Genomic DNA, 22,503 nt, shown 5'->3' with positions numbered 1-22,503 from the left:
TGATCCTAACCAAACTCCGAATACCGAGGAGTACTAGATGGCAGACACACGGCGAATGCTAACGTCCGTCGTGAAGAGGGAAACAACCCTGACCTCCAGCTAAGGCCCCTAATTCATGGCTAAGTGGGAAAGCAGGTGGGACGACCAAAACAACCAGGAGGTTGGCTTAGAAGCAGCCATCCTTTAAAGATAGCGTAACAGCTCACTGGTCTAAATAAGTTGTCCTGCGGCGAAGATGTAACGGGGCTCAAGCCATGAGCCGAAGCTGAGGATGCATTTATTGCATGGTAGCAGAGCGTAGTGTGACATAAGACTGTGTCTTTATGATCTTTTGTACAACCAAGGTCAGTTACGAGGGTGTTCGCACTCAAGTAGCCGAAGGCGGTAGTGCATAAAAAGGTCAGAAAAGACGTAGTCTTTTCTGTGAAGCCGGCGCGTGAGCGATCCGGTGGAGAGATCACTAGTGAGAATGATGACATGAGTAGCGACAAAGAGTGTGAGAGACACTCTCGCCGAAAGTCCAAGGGTTCCTGCTTAAAGCTAATCTGAGCAGGGTAAGCCGACCCCTAAGGCGAGGCCGAAAGGCGTAGTCGATGGGAACCAGGTTAATATTCCTGGGCCAGATGGAAGTGACGGATCTCGAGGGTAGTTCATCCTTATCGGATTGAATGGGCTGCTTAGAGGTTCCTGGAAATAGCTCCATCGCTAGATCGTACCCTAAACCGACACAGGTGGACTGGTAGAGAATACCAAGGCGCTTGAGAGAACTATGTTGAAGGAACTCGGCAAAATACCTCCGTAAGTTCGCGAGAAGGAGGCCCGGTTTCTAGGCAACTAGAGGCTGGGGGCACAAACCAGGGGGTGGCGACTGTTTATTAAAAACACAGGGCTCTGCGAAGTCGTAAGACGACGTATAGGGTCTGACGCCTGCCCGGTGCCTGAAGGTTAAAAGGAGGGGTGAGAGCTCTGAATTGAAGCCCAGGTAAACGGCGGCCGTAACTATAACGGTCCTAAGGTAGCGAAATTCCTTGTCGGGTAAGTTCCGACCTGCACGAATGGCGTAACGACTTCCCCGCTGTCTCCAACATAGACTCAGCGAAATTGAATTACCTGTCAAGATGCAGGTTTCCCGCGGTTAGACGGAAAGACCCCGTGCACCTTTACTACAACTTCACACTGGCATTAGGCCGAACATGTGCAGGATAGGTGGTGGGCTTTGAAGCGTGAACGCCAGTTTGCGTGGAGCCTCCCTTGAGATACCACCCTTGTTCTGCTTGATGTCTAACCGCGGTCCGTTATCCGGATCCGGGACCCTGTGTGGTGGGTAGTTTGACTGGGGCGGTCGCCTCCTAAATCGTAACGGAGGCGCGCGAAGGTTGGCTCAGAGCGGTCGGAAATCGCTCGTTGAGTGCAATGGCAGAAGCCAGCCTGACTGCGAGACTGACAAGTCGAGCAGAGTCGAAAGACGGCCATAGTGATCCGGTGGTCCCAAGTGGGAGGGCCATCGCTCAACGGATAAAAGGTACGCCGGGGATAACAGGCTGATACTGCCCAAGAGTCCATATCGACGGCAGTGTTTGGCACCTCGATGTCGGCTCATCTCATCCTGGGGCTGGAGCAGGTCCCAAGGGTACGGCTGTTCGCCGTTTAAAGAGGTACGTGAGCTGGGTTTAGAACGTCGTGAGACAGTTCGGTCCCTATCTTCCGTGGGTGTAGGATACTTGAGAGGAGTTGCCCCTAGTACGAGAGGACCGGGGTGAACGATCCACTGGTGGACCAGTTGTTATGCCAATAGCAGTGCTGGGTAGCTATGATCGGACAGGATAACCGCTGAAGGCATCTAAGCGGGAAGCCCCCCTCAAAACAAGGTATCCCTGAGAGCCGAGGTAGACCACCTCGTCGATAGGCCAGAGATGTAAGCGTGGTAACACGTTCAGTTGACTGGTACTAATTGCTCGATAGGCTTGATTTGATCCAGTAGAAGCAAGACTTTTACAATCTTATCAAAAGCATACACATACATTAGCTGTACATGACTTGGACATTTGAGGAATTTATTTGGTTTGGTGATCATAGCGCGAGCAAAACACCTGGTCCCATCCCGAACCCAGCCGTTAAGTGCCGTAGCGCCGATGGTACTGCGTCTTAAGACGTGGGAGAGTAGGTCATCGCCAAACCTAATAAGTTCCTCAAATCAGTATCTCTCTGCGATGATCAATACCAAAACAGCCGCCCCAAAAGGGCGGCTGTTGGCGTTTAAACCAAACCAAAAACTTAAAACTAAAATGCAGGAACATTAGGCATGCTGACCTGCTCCCCATAGAGGCCGCAAATTTGGGTTAGCTCTGCTCAGGTTTTGGTCTTCCTTTGACCAATTAGCATATTCCGCTGGTGTCAGACCAGCGAGGCTGGAATGCGGGCGATGGTGGTTAAAGTCGGTGCGCCATGCTGCGACCAAAGCACGGGCATGCGTCCGCTGCATTTACGAACGGTTAACCCTTCCTCGCGGTAGATCCGATACAGCTTCTTCCTGTTCACATCCCAGCCCTGGCGTCTAAGCAAATCCCAGCCCTGGCGTCTAAGCAAGATGTGCAATCGACGAGAAGTGGGTCTATATGCAACGCTTACGACTGAGGCCCAGTAGTGAAAGCGCGCATTACCCCGGTGCGAGCCATCCCACCACATCAATGATCTGCTCGGCGTATACGAGGACGTGATGGTTGCATCTTGTGTTGCACGTGGTCCGATCTACGCGCACCTGATGCGTCCCGCATAAATCTCGCGGACCCAGCTCATCAGATTCGCACCTCAAGCCTCCCGTTTTCCTCAAATTTCCAGTTGTACGCTGTCGCGAAGAGGCAACTCTGGCGGATGAATGCCGAAGCGGCGCCAGAGTTTCAGAAAATCTCTTTTTCTTTGCAAAACCTACCCATAGCCCCCTTGTGCTCGGTCTGTGTATGCCTTAGATCACACGAACTTGGCGCGGGATGGAGCAGCCCGGTAGCTCGTCAGGCTCATAACCTGAAGGTCGTAGGTTCAAATCCTACTCCCGCAACCAAAGTAACAGAAACACCCGCAGCGCAAAACGCTGCGGGTGTTCTGCGTTTCGCCAAGCGATAACGATCAAGCCAATTCTCCAATCAAATCAATGCGCAGTGTTACCCCTTCAGATGAGAGCCTGATCACGGTTAGGCTGCGCATAATCTCGGCCGCTTCGGTTTTGATTTCGGGCGCGTTCAGGGCTTCCGCTAGATTCGCCACCTTGCTGCGGTAGACCTCTGAGGTGCCCTAGATTTGTAGACGCTATGCTTGGTAATTTTGGAACCAAGGAGAGATGGGTATCAACAAGGGAATTCGGTTTACGGACGGGTATAAACAGGACGCGGTGGCACAGGTGGTTGAGCGTTGATATGCGGTCAGTGAGTGGGCAGAGCGGCTTGGGATAAGCACCAAGTCACTGTACACATGCAAAGCGCAGTTCGCGAAGCTAGGACGCGTCCGAGACGCGGAGTTGGATTTGGCTGCTGAGCTCAAGCGGGTAAAACGAGAACTGTCGCGGGTGACCGAGGAGCGCAATATTCAAAAAACGGGACCGCGTACCTCGCGAGAGTCTCAGGGAGGTACGCGTTTATTGAGGCGCATCGGCCCGAGCTTTCGGTCCGTTCTATGTGTCGCGTGCTGATGGGTCATTTCAGCGGCTTCGTTGCGTGGCTTAAAGAACAGTTAAGCTACCGTGCGCTTGCGGATGGGCGGCAGACTGGTCTGATCCAACTAGCCTGGGCGGGCAGCGGCAAAGTTTATGGATACCGCAAACTATCAGACAACCTTCTTGATCAAGGTGAGACCCGCTCTGAGAACCTGTTGCGCGGTTGGCCAGCCTTGCAGGGAACGCAGCGCAAAACGTCGGCTGGTCGACATGGCGGCAAACCAGCCATCGTTGCTGGCAACACGCTGGACCGGCAGTTTGAAGTAGATGCCCCAGACACCATTTGCGTGACCGACATCACCTACATAAAGACGCATGACGGATGGTCATATCTGGCTGTCGTCATCGATCTATTCTCGAGGCGAGTCGTCGGTTGGTCAATGCGATCACGTATGACAACGGACCTCGCCCTTCAAGCACTGCTGCGCGCCGTTTGGCGACGCAAAACCACCTCAATGTTCCCGAGACAAGCCCAGACATGAAGGCCAGGCCCAGCACAACGAGTAATGAGCCCAGTATTTCGATATTGTTGGGGCTTTCTCCAAAAAATATCGACGCAAATATCAAGCCGGATACCGGCACGATGAGCGAGTACGGTGACACAACAGAAAGCCCATACTTTGCGATCATCTTTGTCCAGATGCCGTAGCCGACAATGGTCGTAACGCCTGCTTGGAAGATGATGGACGTTATTCCACGCCAACCAGTAAGATTTAGAATATCCGTCAAATCAAATGTGAATATCGCCAAGTAGCCTAGGATTGGCAGCGGAACAAACAGGCTGGACCATACGATAAAACTCAATATGTCTTCCGGCTTGTAGTATCGCACAATCACATTGCAAACCGTCCATGACAAACCTGCTAGAAAAACAAGGGCAACACCAAGAAACGAGCTGGTTTCAAATGCTCCTTTTGCAATCAGGACGAAGCCAACAAAAGCAACGAGGATTCCTGTAACTTTTTGAACTGAAATTGTTTCAGAGAATAGCACCACCCCTGCAATTGCTGTCATAAACGCGCTCGACTGTAGCAACAGTGACGATTGACCCACTGGCGTGCCGAGCGCGATTGCATAATTTACCAAACCCCAGATGCCACATCCAAACAAAAGCCCATATCCGGCAACGGCGAGCAGAGGAATTTTTGGTCTCTTTACGAAAAAGACAAGCGGGACGGCGACAAGGGCAAATCTTAGCGCTGTCATGGTTGAGGCGCTCACATCCTGAACGCCCCACTTGATCACTACAAAATTGAACCCCCAAATCAGAGCTGTAAGGACAACAAGCAAAGTATCGCGAATGGTCACGGGTTCATCCATTCCAGAAGGGTTTTCTACATCTACTTTGTTTGATAGACATAACTGTATAGATGTTAGGCAATATAGGTAAATGACTATATGGATGAGGAGGACCCGTCAACACAGAATGTTCTGCGCGCGCTCGCAAATGAAAAGCGTATGCAAATCATGAAATGGCTGCTTGATCCAAGAACTCACTTCCCACCCCAGCGGGATGGGGACTTGGTCACTGACGGTGTATGTGTTGGGGCTATTGTTGCTAAAATTGGTTTGTCTCAACCGACTGTGACAAACCATTTGCGCATCATGGCCGATGCGGAACTTGTCACATACCGTCCGATAAAGAATTGGGTGTTTTATAAGGCTGATAAGGTGGCGATATTAAAGGCTTTAGAGAACTTACGCATTCAGTTTGAGGGTTAGTTCCCAACGAGCTAAGGGCAAGCGCATGTTTTGAAATGACTACTTTTGGCTTACTAAATTTCCCTTGTGTTGATGCCTACTTTCTAGAAGCAGTCATTGGCGCAAGCGCAGCGAATTCACACTTTATCCGCATAGCCGCCATGTGGCTGATCTAATTGCTTGTTGTTCCATGCTGCGGAGCGGCTAAAGTCCGGTTTGAGCCCAAATTACCACGTCCGAGCGAAGCCTCCGCTGCGGGTGCATTCCACCGCTCCAGCCGATTGCTCCCGATCGCACCCCCAGATAGCACCGCCCTTCAGTGTAGTTTTCTTCCCGCCCCTTAGTCCCTAAGGTTACATTAAGAGACTTATGGGTTGACGCGCAGGATGCTGGATGTAAGTCTGTTTGCATCAAAGATGAGCAATGGAGCTTACATGGACAATTCGGAACGGATCGCTGGCCTGAGGCAGATTGTCGAGACCCAGCCTTGCGCACAGCCAATCTTCGATTGGATGTCGAAGCGCAAAAACCAACTTGCAGAGATCGAGGTTCAGACACTCGAGCGCAAGTTCGGCGAAAGCCGACGCACCCTAATCGCCTTTCTGCGCGCATTGGAAAAGCTAGAGCTCGGCCACTTTTGGACCGGTCGACATGGCTATGAAAGCCGCCTCGAGCTCTACTCTCATATCAACCAGGTCGGACAAGCAGCGCTCGGCATCATTGACGACATCGATATTGAGGAGGACGACACCCTTGACGAGGCCGAGGTAATTGATCTGCATCGCCAACTCCTCGCACATGCGCTCAATCGGTCGATCAGCGAAATCCAGATCTCGGTGACACAGGGATGAGCAACGCGGAACATGGGTGGCCGGAGATGGTCAAGATGCGCCTGTCCACCACTGATCATCGATTTGAGTTCAATGCGACCGGTGCTGACTTCGATCTATTCGACGGAGCACTGCCAGCTATCGGCGTACAGTCCGAAGAGTTTGAGTTCGAACTTCACTGGCCAGGCATCATCCTTGATGATGAAACGCTATCTAGAATTGAAACTTGGATCCGCTACGACATCGAATGGGAAGGTGCCCAGGTCAAGACCGAACGGCGGAGATATGGCGACCCCGAAATCTATCACGATGAATACGAGGCCTTCATCTGGCGCTTGGAGATTACCCTCTAACGCCGTTCAAGGCGGTCCAGCTGTATCGGTGGCACCAGGCCCGAAAGAGCTTCCGCCTTTAACCAAAGCCGTCGCATCGTGTGTCGCAAGCTGCGCGCGCAGCGAACGGCAGGAAGGTCCGCAGACCGGACGCTCGCCGCATCTCTCACTGCTGACCTTGTTTGCGTGCGCATCCGAAGTCTGCTTAGAGCCCAAAGTCACTGATGCGGCCGTGATGCATGGATGCCTGCCATCACCAAACGCTCAAGAGAATTTTCCACAACCGGTTGGGTGCTTGTACAGAGTTTTGTCAGCATAGACTGAGGCGTTTGGCACGAGTGGCAAGAACGAGGTTTTTTGAAGCGCCCTTGAAACGTTGAACGTGCGGTTCAGTTTTAATGACTCGACGCAGTCACGTAATCAATGGGTGCCGACTTTAACTCAAAAGCGCCACGCCCATGCGATTCATTGTCGCGACAGCGCGTGATAAAGCAGACATACGCCTCTCGTTGCACGACTGGCGGAGAAACAGGGACACAGACGCAATGGACAAAAAAAACCTTCCATCTTTGCCTCTGGCAGTTTTGCCAGTTATTTTGACACTTGGTTTGCTTGCACTCCAATTATTTTATTATGGCGACTTTACCCCTCACATTCCTTTGATTCTGGGCCTTGCCATCACTTCTTTGCTGGGCGTGCTGCGCGGACAGGGCTGGTTGGATATTCGGGAAGGCATTTTCCACGTCATCCATGTTTCGATGCCCTCGCTGGCCGTTTTGATCGTGGTCGGGATGATAATCGGCGTCTGGATCGCATCGGGTACTGTGCCTACGCTGATTTACTATGGCCTTACTATGCTCACGCCTTCAATATTTCTGGCCGCCGCAATGATCTTGTGCTCGGTCGTCTCGCTGTCGCTGGGTACGAGCTGGGGTACAGTCGGCACGATTGGTCTGGCTCTGATGGGGATAGGGGCGGGCTTCGGCATTCCTGCATATTGGACTGCGGGTGCAGTTGTTTCGGGTGCTTTCTTTGGCGATAAGGTGTCGCCGCTGTCTGATACTACGAACCTCGCTCCGGCGGTGACTGGCACAAACGTCTTTGACCATATCAAAAATATGTTGCCGACGACGGTCCCGGCGATGTTCATTGCTCTGGTGATCTATATCGCCGTCGGATTTCTGATGATTGACGAGAGCGTTGGCGATGTCACCAGTATCAACCAGATTACAGCCGAACTGAATGAGCGGTTCAACCTTGGTCTGGTTCCGCTTGTCCCTGCCTTCATTGTCGTGGCTCTGGCGTTGATGAAAAAACCACCACTGCCATCTCTTTTTGTCGGTGTGGTGGCAGGTGCGATCGTCGCGATTTTCTGGCAAGGCGCTGGCCTACATGATGTCTTCGCTTTCGCCCAGTCAGGATATGTCATCGATACCGGTATCGCAGACATAGATAGCTTGCTAAACGCTGGTGGTATTCAGTCCATGATGTGGACCATCTCGCTTATGCTGATCGCACTCGGATTTGGCGGCGCACTGGAGCGGACAGGCTGCCTTGAGGCCATCATCATGGCGATCATCAGCCGGGTGAAAAGCTTTGCCGCTGTGCAGACGTCGGCAATTGGCACCGCGTTCGCGACCAACATGGTCGCAGGTGATCCTTATATCTCCATCGCTTTGCCGGGCCGGATGTTCGCACCGCTTTATCGTGGCATGGGGTACTCCACACTCAACCTAAGTCGTGCGGTTGAGGAAGGCGGCACGATGATGAGCCCCCTGATCCCGTGGAATGCTGGCGGTGCTTTCGTAATCTCCGCGCTTGGTCTGGGCGTAATGGACGGCAACCTGACCAACTTGCTTTATATCCCGCTCGCTTTTGCCTGCTGGACTGCCCCTCTGATCGGGATATTCTATGCGGTGACTGGATTGTTCTCGCCCTTGGCCACAGATGAGGACCGTGCGGAATGGGTAAAGCAGAATGAAGTAGTTATGGATCTTGGCGATCACGAGCTTGCCTATGACGAGACGGCAGCCACCTGAGCATCACGCGATTTATAGCAGAATAAAGGAGACTTTTGAAAAGCCTGAGTCTTTATCAAAGGGCTCAGGCTTTTTTTAGCTCCGGTTGGCGAGAGGTTCTGCGCTCTTGCAGTGAAGGTCTGAAATGTACTCTGGCCGACAAATTAGCGCCGGGAATACTGCGTTACGCTCGAATGGCTGGTCTCGGGAAGGCGCGCCGCAGCATCACAGCGCGTCATTAGTGGCCGCTCTGGGCCGAATTTTCCAACCAATTTGGCCCAACGGCGCTCTTCACGATCTGAAGAACCCGCCAATGAACGTATTGGACTAGCGCATTACTGCGCGTTAGAGAATGTCAGCATCGAGCCCAAATTGTTGGATGCTGCACAGTTTACAAACCGCCGGACCGCATCATCATCGGCGGACCCGCCCTGGCGTCGATTTTACTATTTGTGCATGAGCGACTAAAACTGACTGACCGTCTGGCGGGTGCCGTCCACAAAACTTCTTTAAGGCGTTCCCCATGGCCACTAAAGCGAACCTGCATCCCCGTAATCAACATTCAGAAGGTTACGACTTTGTGCGTTTGGTGGCGCAGACCCCTGAACTTGAAGCTTTCATGATCAGCAATCCGGTCGGTCAGACGACGATTGATTTTCAAGACGTGGGCGCGGTCCGTATGCTTAATCGGGCGTTGCTGAAGACGCATTACAACATTGATTTTTGGGATATCCCTAGCGGCTATCTATGCCCACCAATCCCCGGTCGTGTCGACTACATCCATTATCTCGCGGATTTGCTTGCCGACAGTAACAATCAAGATATCCCACGCGGGCGTAGCATCAAAGCGTTAGACATCGGCACCGGTGCGAGCTTGGTATACCCGCTCGTCGGCCTGAGTGAATATGGCTGGCACTTCACTGGCGTCGACATAGACCCGGCGGCACTCAAATCTGCGAAGCAGCTTTGCGATTTCAACAAGCTAAAAATTACCCTCAGACAACAAGGTAAACGTGAGAATATTTTTAGAGGTGTGATCAAACCCCACGATGCCTTTCACGTCACCCTGTGCAACCCGCCTTTTCATGCCTCCATGGAAAAGGCTGCAAAAGGTACCCAACGCAAGTGGGGTAATCTTGGTAAAGGGAATTCAAGAAAGCGCAATTTTGGCGGACAAAACGCTGAACTTTGGTGTCCCGGAGGCGAGATAAAATTTATCGCGACGATGGTTGAAGAAAGCATGGAGTTTGCCGAACAGTGCTTGTGGTTTACCTCGTTGGTATCGAAAAAAGATAACTTGCAGCCGCTCCAACGAATTTTAGGGAAAGCCAAGGTTGCGGACTACGAAGTCATCGAAATGGCGCAAGGGCAAAAAACAAGCCGTTTCGTTGCTTGGACTTACATGGAGAAAAAACAACGCTCCGTGTTTGTTAACCGATCTGAGGCCTAGGGGGCACTTGGATGAAGTTCTGCGATGCAGCTAATGTCTGCTTAGAAGAAGCTGAATCGTAGCTTTCCGTACCGTTGTAAATGTTCGGTTGGGGCCGCGAGCGACGTTTCAAGGTTTGATTTCGTAGTAGGTCAGGCCCTCACTGGTCTGCCTTTCAATCAATCCCCGCGCCGCCGCTGGCGTGCGAGACGCTAAAAGGTGAGCAAGGTCACCTGCGACAGGCTGCACATCAAACGCATGGGTGTGATTGCGGCAACGCGCCTTGCCAAGGTTCCAAAACGCACACACGTCTCGGTCCAACGCGCTGACATCAACTGTATCAACGCCCGGCATCATCAGCCTAAACTGGCCTCCTAACCCAATGGCGGGGCTTCTGTTCACGCCATAAGACGCCAGCAAGGCTACGTCGTTCGAATTGGCGTAGATCGACCAAATCGGGCTGATATTTGGGCCGAGCTGCAAGGTCTGCTGAAAATACGCCTTGCGCATGTCTGGGGCTACCAAGGCCACATTGCTGACGCCCAGTTGCGGCGGCTCCGCAAGGAAACGCAAGGCGTCCATTGCCACAAGCCCGCCCATGGAATGTGCGATGATCGAGATATCATAGGCCTGCCCTTGATCCACAAGCAGTTTCAGCGCGGCCAGAAAGGACCTCAGATAGACGCGGTTGAAATCAACGCCATCGCGATCCCGAACATACCCAGATAATTGCCCCATACTCGGCCAGCTCCATAGCACGACATCCCCCTGTACCCCGAGATCTTCGGTCACGGAGACCGCCCAGTTGGCCGCATCTTCGAAACTGTAGTTGAACCCGTGGATCAAAATCGTCACCCTCTGATCCGGTTGCCGCTGTCTGAAAATCCGCTTTATGCAGTCGCCATATCCTGTCGTCATCCCGTCGGGACTGATGACCATCGCACCTGTAAAGGGCTGCCCAAAGTGGCGGCCATCCTCGCGAGTGTAATTCAGCTGAAAGCAATGCAGAGGCGTGCTCGCATCCATTTCGTATCCGAAACGCAGGCGCACATCGTGATCGGCTTCATCATTTCGGGGTGTTACCACAAACAGATTAGCAGGCCGCCCGGCACCATTGCGCGAAACACCGTTTTCGGCGCGCGGGGCAGATTCACCTGGTTCATCAGCGATCTCGGTATCACCGATCAGGTCGCGTATCTCTTCTTGGGAAAGCCCATAGGCCTGCGCAATCTGCTCGGCAACGGACACTTGTTCGGGAAGCACATTTGAAAAGCTTGCCACCTGCACCCCATATTCCTTTGCTTCGCGGAGCGTCGCCTCATACGTCTCGACCAAGGTTTCTCGCGCTGCCAGCGATGCTTTTTGCGCAGCACCTTCCAGTGTTTTTAGTTGTCGTGCCGTAAGCGCATCTGCACCCGTTTGACCGACAACGAAAAATCCGGTTCGCGCGCTGGCATCCGTATAAAGTGCGCCGCCCGAGGATGCTTCATAGAACTGCCTCAGGTTTCCTTCCGGCAGGCTTAGCACTTCGGCACCATCAATCGCGCCAGCTTCCAAACTCTGAAACACTTCCGCGAATGACAGCGACTGAGGAACAGCGCCCAACTGCTCAAGTATCTCCGTCGAAGCGCTTTCAACTGTGCGCACCCTCAATCCCCGCAAATCTGCGAGGTCTGCCGGCGCCTGCCGAGTGAAGACACTGCTCGGAGAAGATGGCCATGTCGCCAAACCGTAGAGGCCGAGATTACCCAGCAATACCGTCGCCCCCAATTCCAAGGGTGCTCTGCGTCCCGGTCTGTTCGCACCAGGTGCCACGCCAAAAAAAGACGTCTCATAAGCAGAGAGCATCTCAACCGTCGGGATCGTCTCTTCATTGCGCGCTACAAGAGCAAGCAATTCCGTGTTCAAAAGAGCGACAGCTTCTTCGTTGATGACCTTCTGCACTGTGGCGACCGGGCCGCCGAATGTGGAATAGGGCAAAACATCCAGCTTAAGACCTGCTTCGGCTAAAGCATCATCAGACATAATGGTTTCAATGAACGTCTGCGTGGGTGGGTCGCGAAAATCCGGCACGGCGAATAGCAGATCCGCGGCTGAGGACATCGCGGCGACCGAGCCAAACACGCTTGTGCAGGCAATGATGGCCAAGGATTTCAGGGCTTTTCTTCCAAAGGTTTTAGTTAAATGAACAGCGGACAATGTCAGGCTCCTATTCATTTGAGTTAAACGAAATCAAAAAATAGTAGTGCCACGATACCAAAGAAACGCCGTTTCTCAAAGTCAATGCGAGAGAGCGAATGGTCGCTTGGAAACCATAGCGTGATACTAAACTAAGAACGCCCCACTCGGCCGCTTGCAAAGATCTCATTCTGTCCACGTTGGCGCGGATTGGAATGAATTCTCCATCGCTGCCGGGCGTGTGGTTGAAACGGCGCTTTGGCCAGCGCAATCCACTGCGTCTGAGGAAGCCAAGTCGAGTTATCTAATGCAGTGCTGTTAGTGTATTCGGGTGCTGACGCAGATCAACGTTGCCGGTTTCATTTGATCGAATATCGTCGATGCCTCGGGCGTAATGTCCTCGTGCGATTCAATTAGGGCCAGAGACCGATCGTGCCGTACGGTTCGAGATTAGGGCAACCTGCGCGTGATATTTGGGTTGTGACCAACGTGGATGCGATCGGCGCGATGATGTATCAGTGACAGAGATATTCGTTAGGGGCGGGGACGGGCTGCGCGACGGCGCAACTGGTCATGCCGTAGATGGTGACAGACTATGACCAAGAACGTTCTTTTCATCATGTGCGACCAACTGCGCTGGGATTACCTCTCGTGTACGGGGCATCCGCACTTGGACACGCCACATATCGACAGGCTTGCCGCGCGCGGGGTGCTGTTTGATCGCGCCTATGTGCAGTCGCCGATCTGTGGCCCGTCGCGGATGTCGTTTTACACCGGGCGGTATGTCAGTTCGCATGGTTCTACGTGGAACAACATCCCGCTCAAGGTTGGGGAAATGACACTGGGCGACCATTTGCGGCCGCTTGGTGTGCGCACCGTCCTGTGCGGCAAGACCCACATGGCCGCGGATATTGAAGGGATGCGCCGCCTTGGCCTTTCGCCCGACAGTCAAATCGGTGCGCTGGTGGCGGAGTGTGGGTTTGAACCCTACGAGCGGGATGATGGGTTACACCCTGACGGCGCGCGCTATGCCCGTAATTCGGCCTATGATGCCCATATGCACCAGCGCGGCTGGCCCGACGAGAACCCGTGGCAGGCTGTGGCAAATAGCGCCGAAGATGACGATGGCACTATCCTGAGTGGTTGGTTCATGGATCACGCCGACAAACCCGCCCGCGCCGCCGATGCAGACAGCGAAACCCCCTATATCACCGGGCGCGCTATGGAGTTTATCGCGGCGGCAGCGGAGACACCGTGGTGCCTGCACCTTAGCTATATCAAACCGCACTGGCCCTATATTGTGCCTGCGCCCTATCACAACATGTACGGGCCCGAGACGCATCGGGACCCGGTTCGCCGCGAGGCCGAGCGCGCGAACCCGCATCCGGTTTACGGCGCCTTTATGCAAGAACGCGTCAGCCGGGCTTTTTGCGATGATGGGACACGCACACGGGTGCTGACCGCCTATATGGGCCTGATCAAACAGATCGACGATCAGATTGGGCGGTTGACGGCGTTTCTGGATGAGCAAGGGCTAACCGATGAGACCATGATCATCTTTACCTCGGATCACGGCGATTATCTGGGCGATCATTGGATGGGCGAGAAGGAACTGTTTCATGATGCTTCGTCGCGAATCCCGCTGATCGTGGTTGACCCAAGCCCCGAGGCGGATGCGACACGTGGGGTGAAAACTTCGGCACTGGTTCAGGCGATTGATGTCGTCCCGACAATCCTCGATTATTTCGGCGGCGACGCGGTGCCCCATATCGTCGAAGGGATGTCTCTTAGACCAATCCTTACGGGGCAGGTGGATGCCCTGCGCCCATTTGTGGTGTCTGAATACGATTACTCGATGCGCGATGTGCGGTCCCGGCTGGGCGTAGAGGTCCAGGATGCCAAGCTGACGATGCTGTTTGACGGGCGCTGGAAATATACCTTTGCCGAAGGGTTTCGGCCGATGCTGTTCGATCTGGACATGGACCCGGAGGAGTGCGTCGATCTTGGCGCTGACCCGGAATGTGCGGACGAACTGGCGAGGCTGGAGAGACTGTTTTTCGGATGGACCAGACGTACGTCACAGCGCACCACCCGGTCGGATGCTTGGATTGGTGCGGGTGACGGCAGTCTCGGAGAAGCGAAAGCAGGTATTTTGATCGGCTACCGCAATGAAGAAGAGCTGCGCGAGGTTTTGGATCAGGCCGCCGCGGCGGACCGGGACAATGGTTAGGCGCAGGGCCGACGAATGATCCGCTGGGATGTGCGCTCCGTTTGCGGGAGTGTATCGCTCCCCCCCGCAAACGCAGCGCGACATTCGATCGTCCTATTTTGCGTAGCGGGCCACCGTGAGGCCATCCATCGAAATTTCAGGCGTTTTGCCGAGTACGGTGTCTGCAACTGCACGCCCAGAGCCGCAGGCCATCGTCCAGCCAAGCGTGCCGTGACCAGTATTCAGGAACAGGTTTTCATAATGTGTGGGTCCCAACACGGGTGTGCCATCCGGTGTCATGGGGCGCAGACCTGTCCAGCCCTCGGCACGTGAAATATCGCCCCCTTTGGGGAACAGATCACTGATTACGTGTTTGACAGTATCAGTGGCATGCGGCCCCAGACGGTTTGAATAGCCCGCAATTTCGGCCTGCCCCGCGACGCGAATACGGTCACCCAGGCGCGTGATGGCGACCTTGTGGGTTTCGTCCATGATTGTGGATTGTGGTGCGAAAGCATCATCCAAAACGGGCAAGGTGACCGAATAGCCCTTCACTGGATAAACCGGCAGTTTAATACCAATGGGGTCCAAGACGCCGGTGGCATAGCTGCCCATGGCGCAGACATAGGCATCCCCCGTGATGCGCCCCGCGATTTCGGTGTCCACACCTGCAATCTTGCCGCCCTCTACAGCGATGGATCTGATCGACTGCCCGTATTTAAATTCCACACCCATCTCGACGCATTTTTCAGTCAGCGCGATGGTGAACATGCGGCAGTCCCCTGTGCGATCGGCGGTCAGACGCAAACCGCCCACAAATTTGTTGCGCACGTCGGCAAGAGCGGGTTCGACGTCGATACAGGCATCACGACCCAGCACCTCGTAGGGGGAACCGTATTCTGACAGGATATCTTGATCGGCCTTTGACGCCTTCATCTGTTTCGCTGTGCGGAAAAGTTGCAGCGTACCCTGCTGACGGCCGTCATATTCGATGCCTGTATCGGCGATCAGATCCGGCATGACATCGCGCGAATAACTCGACACGCGCACCATGCGTCCCTTGTTGATACGATAGCTGTCTTCGTTGCAGTTGCGCACCATCTGGGCGCACCATTTCCACATGGTCGGGCTGATCAACGGCCAGATAAACAGCGGACGGCGCTTCATGAACATCCACTTGATCGCCTTCACCGGAATCCCGGGGGCCGCCCATGGTGACGACATCCCATAGCTGAGCTGTCCTGCGTTGGCGTAACTGGTTTCAAGCCCTGGCCCGGATTGCCGATCAATGACAACAACATCTGCGCCTTGCTTGGCCAGGTAGTAGGCCGTTGTCACACCAATGACGCCTGCGCCCATAACGACGATTTTCATATCGAATACCCTAAGAATGCTAGGCCGGGCATACCGGATGCCAGACCTGCAGTGAATGACTGGTTGGTGACCGATATCCTGCCGAAATACCGATCATGGTCGTGCCGATCTTTTGCTACCTTAAGCTGCCCGCGCATGATTGACACTCAGCGTTTGGGAACATCAAACATCTTTGGTCGCTGGCATCTGTGTCACGCTGAGGACAGTAAGTGTTCGCCGCTGGTCCTCGCGCGTGTCCCAATAAAAACTGGCCCCTTCGGACAGGCCGATCAGGGCAACGCCGATCGGCGTCATGACAGAGACACGTAACCGCGAGATATCGGCCTCTTCCGGATAGACCAGCGTAACAGATTTTTCCTGTCCTGTCGTTTCGTCACGGTAAGTGACTGTGCTGCCCATGCCGACGACCCCTTGCGGCATCTTATTCGATGCGACGACACGCGCTCTGCCGATTTCTTCGAACAGGCGGTCAGCCAAGGTTGGATGACGTCTCATCATCCCGTCCGCAAGCCCTTCTAGGTGGGCAAGATCATCCGCATTGATCACAATCTTTGGGTTGCGGTTACGTCGTCGTTTTGGGGAGGTATCGGTGGCAGACATGGGGAAATTCCTATCGGATTATCTGTGTATGTTGGGAATGGAGTTGAGCCTAAAGCGCAGGGGGGATGCAGCAGTCACAATCTGCACGTTGATGGTGCCAGTCTCGCGCAACAGCGTCAGCGGTGTCGCGGGCGCGCCGTAGCTGTCATCAAGGTGATCTTGCAGCGATTGATGAACCGCCTCGGGCAGTGTGGCAGAATTTACGTAATACGTTGAAAACAATTTCATTGGCGTTTGTCGTGCCATTGTTCTGAGTGGAACCGAACATAACTTCTCCTCGGGCGAATGCGCCGCGTTCTGTATCAGGATAAAGAGAAGGCCCCGGGGGGTGTGGCAGGCGCAGCCGCGCCTAGACCGCCCGGGGAAAAGGGCGGTTCAGCAGTAGAAATCGAAAATGATCTACGTGTTCCAGCATGGTATCTGATTTAGGTACGGAGGGATTTTTTGTCAATCTGCGCTAGGTGCCCCCAGGGCGCCGCCACATTTCGTGACTTAAATGGCCCACAAGCAGTAGTGGGGTTCTGGCGCGCCAACGGAACTGTTTAAGCGTTATCTGGCACCAATCTAGGCAACCCACCCGGAGCGTGTGAAGATATCTACATGCCATGTGTCGCGATCCAGAATCGAATATTTTGCACAGATATTGGTCACGTAGCAAACTAGCGAACAAATCAGCGTTAGTTGCCTTTATATGAAACACACCTTGGATTCATGGATATTTAATATCTGCGACAATCTCCGATGATCGGAAAATCTTGTGCTCCGCCGATAATCGGTGGCGGTCACCCATCTCGGAAGGAAGCAACATGCAAAACAAATTATCACGTCGGCATCTCCTTGCAACAAGCGCGGGGCTGGCCGCAACTTTGGCCATGCCATCAATCGTGCGCGCCCAGCCGCTTGCAGGCAAAGAAGTGCGCCTGTTGACGTGGTCGGACAACACCGGCCTCGCCGTTCTTGATCACATCGCCAAGCCATTCGAAGAAAAGACCGGCGCGCGCGTCATTGCAGACCGCACCGGATCGACGTCTGAAATGGTGGCCAAGCTGCGTGCGGCTGGCGATCGACCACAATACGACGTCATCACCCTTGCCGGTGTGGGTGGCGTGGAGTTGGCCGGGGACGGCCTGCTTGCCAAACCTGATCTCAACATGTTGCCCAACCTTGAACAGGTTGACCCACGGTTCCGCACCGGGGCCGACGGTCACGGCATTGGCTATCTCCTTTGGACAGGTGGCCTGATCTATAACACCAAAACCTTTGCAGAGCCGCCAAAGTCCTATGCACAGATGTGGGATGCGGCGCATCAGAATCGTCTTTTTCTGCCGCCTGCGACATGGACGGACGCGCTCGATACCATCTTTGCGACCGGCAAGATGATTGGCGGCGACGGCACCAATGCTGACGAAGCTTTTGCCAAGCTTGCAGAACTGCGCAACAGCATTCTGACATTTGGTGAAAACCCCGCGCAGTTGTCCGAACTGTTCCGCTCTGACGCGCTGGATATCGGTGGCGTTTACGCCCCGGCGTTCTATGCCAAAGAACTGATGGACCCTGCAAATTCCAACATGGGTGCGACCTATGATGTGGACGAAGGCTTCTACGCCGATTTGATGTATACGATCATGCCGAAGTCCAAGCCGGGCGACGATGACGTGGTGCACGCCTTCATCGACTTCACGCTGGACGCGAATGTTCAGGGTGTCATGGCAGAGGCCGTTCTGAACGGCCCCATCAACCAGAACGCCGTAATGTCAGAGGCTGCCAAGGCGAGCCCCTTCATCATCAAGCCAGAGCAGATGGGCGAAAAGGCTGTTGTCCACGACAAGGCGTTCATCGCTGACGTGCGCGAAGGCTGGATCAACCGCTACACCCAGACGCTGTCGTAAACCAAGACCTAAAGCAGGACCCCAGAACATGAGTATAAGGCTATCTCGATCACGAGCACTGGCATTTTCCTTGCCGGCATTCATCGCGATACTGCCGTTCTTGGGGGCCTGCTTTTTCATCTTTCGGTTTTCACTTTCGGGCGAAAGGGGACAGATCGACGGCTGGTCGATCCAGCCATATTTGGACCTTATGACGCCCTTCTTTGGGCGATCCGTCTGGCTGACACTCAAGCTTGCGTTCATTGCCACAGTAATTGCCATGCTGCTGGCGGTGCCGTTGGCGTTTCTGCTGACGTCGCTGCGCAGTCCGCTGGCACGGCGGTGTCTGACCGTGACAATCCTGTTGCCGCTGATCCTCAACCTGCTGGTTCAGGCCTATGGCTGGATTTTGCTATTGGGGCCAAGTGGTGTTCTGAATTCAACCCTGCGGGGGCTCGGGATCATCGAGCGGCCTATATTTCTGCTCTTCAATGAAACGGGCGTGCTTCTGGGCCTTATCCAGACTTCTTTACCGCTGGCGGTATTTCCAATCGTCAGCTCTGTGCGCGGTCTGTCGCAAGAGCATCTGGAGGCCGCAAGCTCGCTTGGCGCGTCGCAATGGCGCACCTTTTTTGACGTGACTGTGCCGCTACTGCGGCCCGGCCTGTTCGGGGCTGCGTCAATCGTTTTTGCGTTTAACGCCAGTGCATTCGCGGTTCCGCTGTTGTTGGGGGGCAGGCGTGTGCAGATGATGGGCGTCGCAATACGGGATATGATTTCTCCGATGTTCAATTGGTCGGGCGCGGCGGCTGCGGGGATGATCCTGATCTTCCTGACACTGATCGTTCTGGTTTTCTCTTCTTGGCTGGTTCGGGTTACGTCCGAAAATGTGAGGCACTGATATGCGCGTAGGACTTCTCCCGACAGAGGGCGGCGGCACATATCGGTTTGCCGTCATCGCATTGGCCATTGTCGGCATCTTGATCTCTTCTCTGCCGGTCGTCGTTGTCACCATCATGTCGTTCTCGGCGGCTGATAATACGGGGTTCCCGCCAGAAGCGTTGTCGTTGCGCTGGTACTGGGATGTCATCGCACTTTTCACCAACGAAGACGCATCAAGCGCCCAGTCGGTTGTCGATTCCACGCTGACCAGCCTTTTGGTCGCGGTCATCGTGATGGCGATATCAACCTTTGTGTGTATTCCGCTGGCCTACGCGCTTGCGCGTGGCGACCGGCGCATCCGCGCAGGTATGGAACTGCTGTTCACGCTGCCTTTGGTGTTTCCGCTGGTCATCTTGGGCATTTCATTCCTGCTCATCGCTGAAAGCCTGCGGGTAGATATCGGGATTTGGCGGATTATCATCCCGCACGTCGCATTGGTGCTGCCATTCGTGCTGCGCAACTGTCTTGGTGCCATGAGCGGTATCAGCGTCGAGATTGAGGAAGCCGCCGTATCGCTGGGCGCCTCACCGCTGCGCGCGATCTGGGATGTCGTCATCCCGCTGATGAAGGCGGGCACTCTGGCCGGGCTGATCTTTGCACTGATCATCAGCTTTAACGAATTCACGATCACCTTCTTCATGTACACCATTGACGTCAGCACCTTGCCGATCTGGATGTACAGCCGAACCGTGTCGTCGCTTGATCCGTCAACGCTGGCGCTTTCCGTCTTTATCATCATCGCCGACGTGGTGCTGATCGTGCTTGTAGACAAGCTGATCGCCGGTCGTGCGAGCCTCTTTTGAAAGGGCCAATACCTTGACCACGCAGAATACCCACCTTCACATTGACGGTGTTTCCAAGAACTTTGGCGACGTAAAGGCGCTGTCGGATATTGATCTCAAGATCGAACGCGGCTCATTTGTGTGTTTGCTGGGCCCCTCGGGTTGCGGCAAGACCACGCTGTTGCGGATCATCGCGGGTTTCGAGACGGCGTCACGCGGTCGGTTGATGCTGGATGGTAGCGACATTGCGCAGATCCCGCCCCACAAACGCGGGTTTGGCATGGTGTTTCAATCGCTGGCGCTGTTCCCGCATATGAGCGTGGCGCGCAATATCGCATACGGGCTCAAACTGCGGGGCGTCAGCGGCAAGGAGCAGCGCAACCGGGTGGAAGAACTGCTAAACGTGATCCAGTTGCCGTCGATCGCCGATCGCCCGGTTTCCGCTCTGTCCGGCGGACAGCGGCAGCGGGTGGCGATTGCGCGCGCTCTGGCCATTCAGCCCAAATTGTTCTTGCTGGACGAGCCACTGTCGGCGCTGGACGCCAAGCTGCGCGACAACATGCAGATCGAGTTGCGCCAGTTGCAGCAAAAATTTGGGGTGACAACGATCTTGGTCACCCATGACCAGCACGAAGCGATGATGCTCGCCGATGAATTGGTCGTGTTGAAGGACGGTGCTGTGCGCCAGGCCGCCGCACCCTCGGTCGTCTATCAGCAGCCCGCAGACAGCTTTGTCGCGGATTTTTTAGGCGCGGCTAATCTGATCGACGCAGGCGCCTACAAGAGCGGAGAAATTCAACTGCTCGGCACATCCTCGAAATTTGCAACACATCACCCGGAAGGCACACGACTGCAGGCCGCCGTGCGCGCCGAGCATATTCAACTGCTGCCCGTGTCAGCCGCAGGTCATGCGCCGGTTGGAACTGTTGCGTTTATGCGCGACCTCGGCCCCGCGACAGAGCTGATCGTGGACGTCGGCAGCGAACGCCTCCGCGTGCGCTGCCCCAACACCGAATGTCAGGGTCTTGAGATTGGCGCGCAGGTCGCTGTGGTGTTGGACCCGGCCCATATGTCAGTGTTCAACGCCGCGTAGGCCACGCGCCGGGCCATGAGCCAACGGGCGAGGGGGGGCGTGCAGGTTTATCCTGCGCCGCCCCGTCTGGTTTTGAAGGTGGAGTATTTCATCTCATTGGCAGACGACTATCCCGCCTACGTCTGCGCGATCCTTTTGCCCAAGAATATATAAACCCGCCGGAGCGATGCTGCGGCGGGTGTTTCAGTTTTCAGATGTTACCACGCGTGGGATCATAAGTCCGCGTGCAGATGCTCTGGCCATGGCGCGTTATGCGTCAGGCGACATCCCTGCCACCCACGCGCGCCATCTTTTTATCCCGTCGCGTTTTTCCTGAACGGTGAAAACTGCATCAGGCTCAAGATTTCAAAAAACATCTGCGCGCCGTTTTGTGCGGTGTTTGTCGTCGGGTCGTAGGCTGGGGCAACCTCGACCACGTCGCCGCCGACAAAGTTCGCACCTTTCATACCGCGGATAATTGCCATCGCTTCGCGCGTTGTCAGCCCGCCGACCTCAGGCGTGCCGGTGCCCGGAGCATAAGCGGGATCAAGGCTGTCGATGTCGAATGAGAAATATGTCGGGCCGTCACCGATCACGTTGCGCGCCTGACGGATGATGTCGGGAATGGCGGTTTCGGTGATGCTGGCGGCCTCGATCACGGTCATCCCGGACATTTCCGAGAACTCCCAGATGTATTTGGCAGCGCCGCGTATCCCGATCTGGATTGTGCGTTCTGGGTCCAAAACACCGTCAAGCACGGCATTGCGGAAAGGACCGCCGTGGTGGAATTTTTCGCCTTCGTATGATCCACCGGTATCGCAATGCGCGTCGATGTGGATCATACCGACCGGGCCATTTGCGCCCACTGCCTTGAGGATCGGATGGCTGATAGAATGATCACCACCAACCGCCATTGGGATCACGCCCTGTGCGACGATCCCGGCGACGAATTTCTCGATATCAGCATGGCTTTGGGCCAGATCAAACCGGCTTTGGAAAGGCACATCGCCAATATCAGCAACCGCCATTTCATGAATCGGCGCGCAGTCCAGTGCATCGTTATAAGGCCCGACCCGTTCGATAGAGCGCAGGGCCCGAGGACCGAAACGCGATCCATTGCGGTTGGTCACGCCAAGGTCCATCGGCACGCCATAGAGCGCCACATCCAGGTCCGAGATGCTTGTCCCTTCGGCCCAGTTTCGGTGGGGGGCGTCCAGCAGTGTCGGCATCCCGGAATAGGGTGCAGGCCGACGGCCGCCTTCGGAAAATATCTTGTCCGCGATCCTCTGAAAATTCGGATTCTGTAGTTCGCCACCAGTGGCATCGGCAAATGTGTGTCGTAACTCTGCGAGTTTTTGGTCGGACCAAGCCATAGTGCACCTCTTTCTTTGTCACCTGCCAATATGGCTAAATTCGTGTGTGTTTAAATTTGAACATTCCTAACTTCTGTTTCATATTCGTA

The 22,503-nt window shown here is 54.7% G+C and carries 16 protein-coding genes, 1 tRNA gene, 2 rRNA genes and 3 pseudogenes (1 of these 22 cut by a window edge); 14 read left to right on the top strand and 8 right to left on the bottom strand.

Features of this window, described 5'->3' with window-relative positions:
* Together AC1965_RS16575 and rrf are read left to right on the top strand one after the other, a co-directional pair.
* Positions 1–1,972 (top strand): 23S ribosomal RNA (locus AC1965_RS16575) (it extends 966 nt beyond the left edge of the window).
* Between the two features lie 90 nt (positions 1,973–2,062).
* Positions 2,063–2,177: ribosomal RNA gene (gene rrf / locus AC1965_RS16570) — 5S ribosomal RNA — on the top strand.
* A 119-nt stretch (positions 2,178–2,296) separates the two neighbouring features.
* On the opposite strand, the pseudogene AC1965_RS16565 reads toward rrf, so the two are convergent.
* Positions 2,297–2,470, bottom strand: a pseudogene (locus AC1965_RS16565) (integrase core domain-containing protein); the annotation flags it as partial.
* Positions 2,471–2,981: 511 nt separating this feature from the next.
* On the opposite strand from AC1965_RS16565, the gene AC1965_RS16560 reads away from it, so the two are divergent.
* Positions 2,982–3,058 (top strand) — tRNA-Met (locus tag AC1965_RS16560).
* 758 nt (positions 3,059–3,816) lie between these two features.
* Here the strand turns inward: AC1965_RS16560 and AC1965_RS16555 are convergent.
* Positions 3,817–4,023 (bottom strand): hypothetical protein, encoded by a 207-nt coding sequence (locus AC1965_RS16555; RefSeq protein ID WP_483887093.1) that lies wholly within the window; start codon positions 4,021–4,023, stop codon positions 3,817–3,819.
* Here AC1965_RS16555 and AC1965_RS16550 point away from each other — a divergent pair.
* Positions 4,021–4,152 (top strand): annotated as a pseudogene (locus AC1965_RS16550) (DDE-type integrase/transposase/recombinase); the annotation flags it as partial. The gene AC1965_RS16555 and the pseudogene AC1965_RS16550 sit on opposite strands and share 3 nt — an antisense overlap.
* An 88-nt stretch (positions 4,153–4,240) precedes the next feature.
* Here AC1965_RS16550 and AC1965_RS16545 read toward each other — a convergent pair.
* Positions 4,241–5,026 (bottom strand): annotated as a pseudogene (locus AC1965_RS16545) (EamA family transporter); the annotation flags it as partial.
* Positions 5,027–5,104: 78 nt separating this feature from the next.
* Between AC1965_RS16545 and AC1965_RS16540 the strand changes: the two are divergent.
* The 5 genes from AC1965_RS16540 to rlmF all read left to right on the top strand — a co-directional run bounded on the left by AC1965_RS16540 (position 5,105) and on the right by rlmF (position 10,037).
* Complete coding sequence (locus tag AC1965_RS16540; protein WP_483884936.1) at positions 5,105–5,428, top strand: ArsR/SmtB family transcription factor; 324 nt, start codon at positions 5,105–5,107, stop codon at positions 5,426–5,428.
* A gap of 413 nt (positions 5,429–5,841) precedes the next feature.
* Entirely contained in the window at positions 5,842–6,258 is a 417-nt protein-coding gene (locus AC1965_RS16535; RefSeq protein WP_483884935.1) for a hypothetical protein, read from the top strand.
* Positions 6,255–6,590, top strand: a complete 336-nt coding sequence (locus AC1965_RS16530) for a hypothetical protein (RefSeq protein WP_483884934.1) — start codon at positions 6,255–6,257, stop codon at positions 6,588–6,590. Before AC1965_RS16535 ends, AC1965_RS16530 begins: the two co-directional genes overlap by 4 nt.
* Positions 6,591–7,114: 524 nt before the next feature.
* Positions 7,115–8,608, top strand: coding sequence for a Na+/H+ antiporter NhaC (gene nhaC, locus AC1965_RS16525; RefSeq protein WP_483884933.1), 1,494 nt, complete (start codon positions 7,115–7,117; stop codon positions 8,606–8,608).
* A gap of 502 nt (positions 8,609–9,110) precedes the next feature.
* Positions 9,111–10,037, top strand: coding sequence for a 23S rRNA (adenine(1618)-N(6))-methyltransferase RlmF (rlmF, locus tag AC1965_RS16520; RefSeq protein WP_483884932.1), 927 nt, complete (start codon positions 9,111–9,113; stop codon positions 10,035–10,037).
* Positions 10,038–10,145: 108 nt separating this feature from the next.
* On the opposite strand, the gene AC1965_RS16515 is transcribed toward rlmF, so the two are convergent.
* A complete protein-coding gene (locus AC1965_RS16515; RefSeq protein WP_483884931.1) occupies positions 10,146–12,215 on the bottom strand; it encodes an alpha/beta fold hydrolase in 2,070 nt (689 codons plus the stop codon).
* Between the two features lie 574 nt (positions 12,216–12,789).
* On the opposite strand from AC1965_RS16515, the gene AC1965_RS16510 reads away from it, so the two are divergent.
* Complete coding sequence (locus AC1965_RS16510; RefSeq protein WP_483884930.1) at positions 12,790–14,424, top strand: sulfatase-like hydrolase/transferase; 1,635 nt, start codon at positions 12,790–12,792, stop codon at positions 14,422–14,424.
* A 93-nt stretch (positions 14,425–14,517) separates the two neighbouring features.
* Here AC1965_RS16510 and AC1965_RS16505 read toward each other — a convergent pair whose 3' ends face one another.
* The 3 genes from AC1965_RS16505 to AC1965_RS16495 form a co-directional block, all read right to left on the bottom strand.
* Positions 14,518–15,777, bottom strand: coding sequence for a D-amino acid dehydrogenase (locus AC1965_RS16505; RefSeq protein ID WP_483884929.1), 1,260 nt, complete (start codon positions 15,775–15,777; stop codon positions 14,518–14,520).
* 162 nt (positions 15,778–15,939) lie between these two features.
* The gene (rnk, locus tag AC1965_RS16500; RefSeq protein ID WP_483884928.1) at positions 15,940–16,377 is read right to left on the bottom strand and encodes a nucleoside diphosphate kinase regulator; all 438 of its coding nucleotides are present in this window, start codon (positions 16,375–16,377) and stop codon (positions 15,940–15,942) included.
* Positions 16,378–16,395: 18 nt separating this feature from the next.
* Positions 16,396–16,605, bottom strand: coding sequence for a hypothetical protein (locus AC1965_RS16495; RefSeq protein ID WP_483884927.1), 210 nt, complete (start codon positions 16,603–16,605; stop codon positions 16,396–16,398).
* Positions 16,606–17,249: 644 nt separating this feature from the next.
* Between AC1965_RS16495 and AC1965_RS16490 the strand changes: the two genes are divergently transcribed.
* From AC1965_RS16490 to AC1965_RS16475, 4 genes are read left to right on the top strand one after another with little or no spacing between them, the layout of a single operon-like run.
* Positions 17,250–18,266 carry an extracellular solute-binding protein gene (locus AC1965_RS16490; RefSeq protein ID WP_483884926.1) on the top strand — a complete coding sequence of 339 codons (1,017 nt, stop codon included), beginning with the start codon at positions 17,250–17,252 and terminating at the stop codon, positions 18,264–18,266.
* Between the two features lie 28 nt (positions 18,267–18,294).
* Positions 18,295–19,146 carry an ABC transporter permease gene (locus AC1965_RS16485; protein WP_483884925.1) on the top strand — a complete coding sequence of 284 codons (852 nt, stop codon included), beginning with the start codon at positions 18,295–18,297 and terminating at the stop codon, positions 19,144–19,146.
* Position 19,147: 1 nt separating this feature from the next.
* On the top strand, positions 19,148–19,990 hold the full coding sequence (locus tag AC1965_RS16480; protein ID WP_483884924.1) for an ABC transporter permease: 843 nt from the start codon (positions 19,148–19,150) through the stop codon (positions 19,988–19,990).
* Positions 19,991–20,003: 13 nt separating this feature from the next.
* On the top strand, positions 20,004–21,062 hold the full coding sequence (locus tag AC1965_RS16475) for an ABC transporter ATP-binding protein (RefSeq protein ID WP_483884923.1): 1,059 nt from the start codon (positions 20,004–20,006) through the stop codon (positions 21,060–21,062).
* A gap of 293 nt (positions 21,063–21,355) precedes the next feature.
* Here the strand turns inward: AC1965_RS16475 and speB are convergent, their stop codons facing one another.
* A complete protein-coding gene (gene speB / locus AC1965_RS16470; RefSeq protein WP_483884922.1) occupies positions 21,356–22,414 on the bottom strand; it encodes an agmatinase in 1,059 nt (352 codons plus the stop codon).
* Positions 22,415–22,503 lie beyond the last annotated feature (89 nt).

Source organism: Sulfitobacter sp. KMM 9851 (assembly GCF_057178245.1).
The sequence above is the reverse complement of the archived record's forward strand: the minus strand, read 5'-3'. Positions and strand labels throughout refer to the sequence as shown.

Bases quoted from the DNA above. Each gene is read 5' to 3' on its own strand.
- AC1965_RS16480 (WP_483884924.1), top strand. From the start codon at position 19,148: ATGCGCGTAGGACTTCTCCCGACAGAGGGCGGCGGCACATATCGGTTT.
- AC1965_RS16555 (WP_483887093.1), bottom strand. From the start codon at position 4,023: ATGCGTCTTTATGTAGGTGATGTCGGTCACGCAAATGGTGTCTGGGGC.
- AC1965_RS16495 (WP_483884927.1), bottom strand. From the start codon at position 16,605: ATGAAATTGTTTTCAACGTATTACGTAAATTCTGCCACACTGCCCGAG.
- AC1965_RS16535 (WP_483884935.1), top strand. From the start codon at position 5,842: ATGGACAATTCGGAACGGATCGCTGGCCTGAGGCAGATTGTCGAGACC.
- AC1965_RS16510 (WP_483884930.1), top strand. From the start codon at position 12,790: ATGACCAAGAACGTTCTTTTCATCATGTGCGACCAACTGCGCTGGGAT.
- speB (WP_483884922.1), bottom strand. From the start codon at position 22,414: ATGGCTTGGTCCGACCAAAAACTCGCAGAGTTACGACACACATTTGCC.
- AC1965_RS16490 (WP_483884926.1), top strand. From the start codon at position 17,250: ATGCCATCAATCGTGCGCGCCCAGCCGCTTGCAGGCAAAGAAGTGCGC.
- AC1965_RS16485 (WP_483884925.1), top strand. From the start codon at position 18,295: ATGAGTATAAGGCTATCTCGATCACGAGCACTGGCATTTTCCTTGCCG.
- nhaC (WP_483884933.1), top strand. From the start codon at position 7,115: ATGGACAAAAAAAACCTTCCATCTTTGCCTCTGGCAGTTTTGCCAGTT.
- rlmF (WP_483884932.1), top strand. From the start codon at position 9,111: ATGGCCACTAAAGCGAACCTGCATCCCCGTAATCAACATTCAGAAGGT.
- AC1965_RS16530 (WP_483884934.1), top strand. From the start codon at position 6,255: ATGAGCAACGCGGAACATGGGTGGCCGGAGATGGTCAAGATGCGCCTG.
- AC1965_RS16505 (WP_483884929.1), bottom strand. From the start codon at position 15,777: ATGAAAATCGTCGTTATGGGCGCAGGCGTCATTGGTGTGACAACGGCC.
- AC1965_RS16540 (WP_483884936.1), top strand. From the start codon at position 5,105: ATGGATGAGGAGGACCCGTCAACACAGAATGTTCTGCGCGCGCTCGCA.
- rnk (WP_483884928.1), bottom strand. From the start codon at position 16,377: ATGTCTGCCACCGATACCTCCCCAAAACGACGACGTAACCGCAACCCA.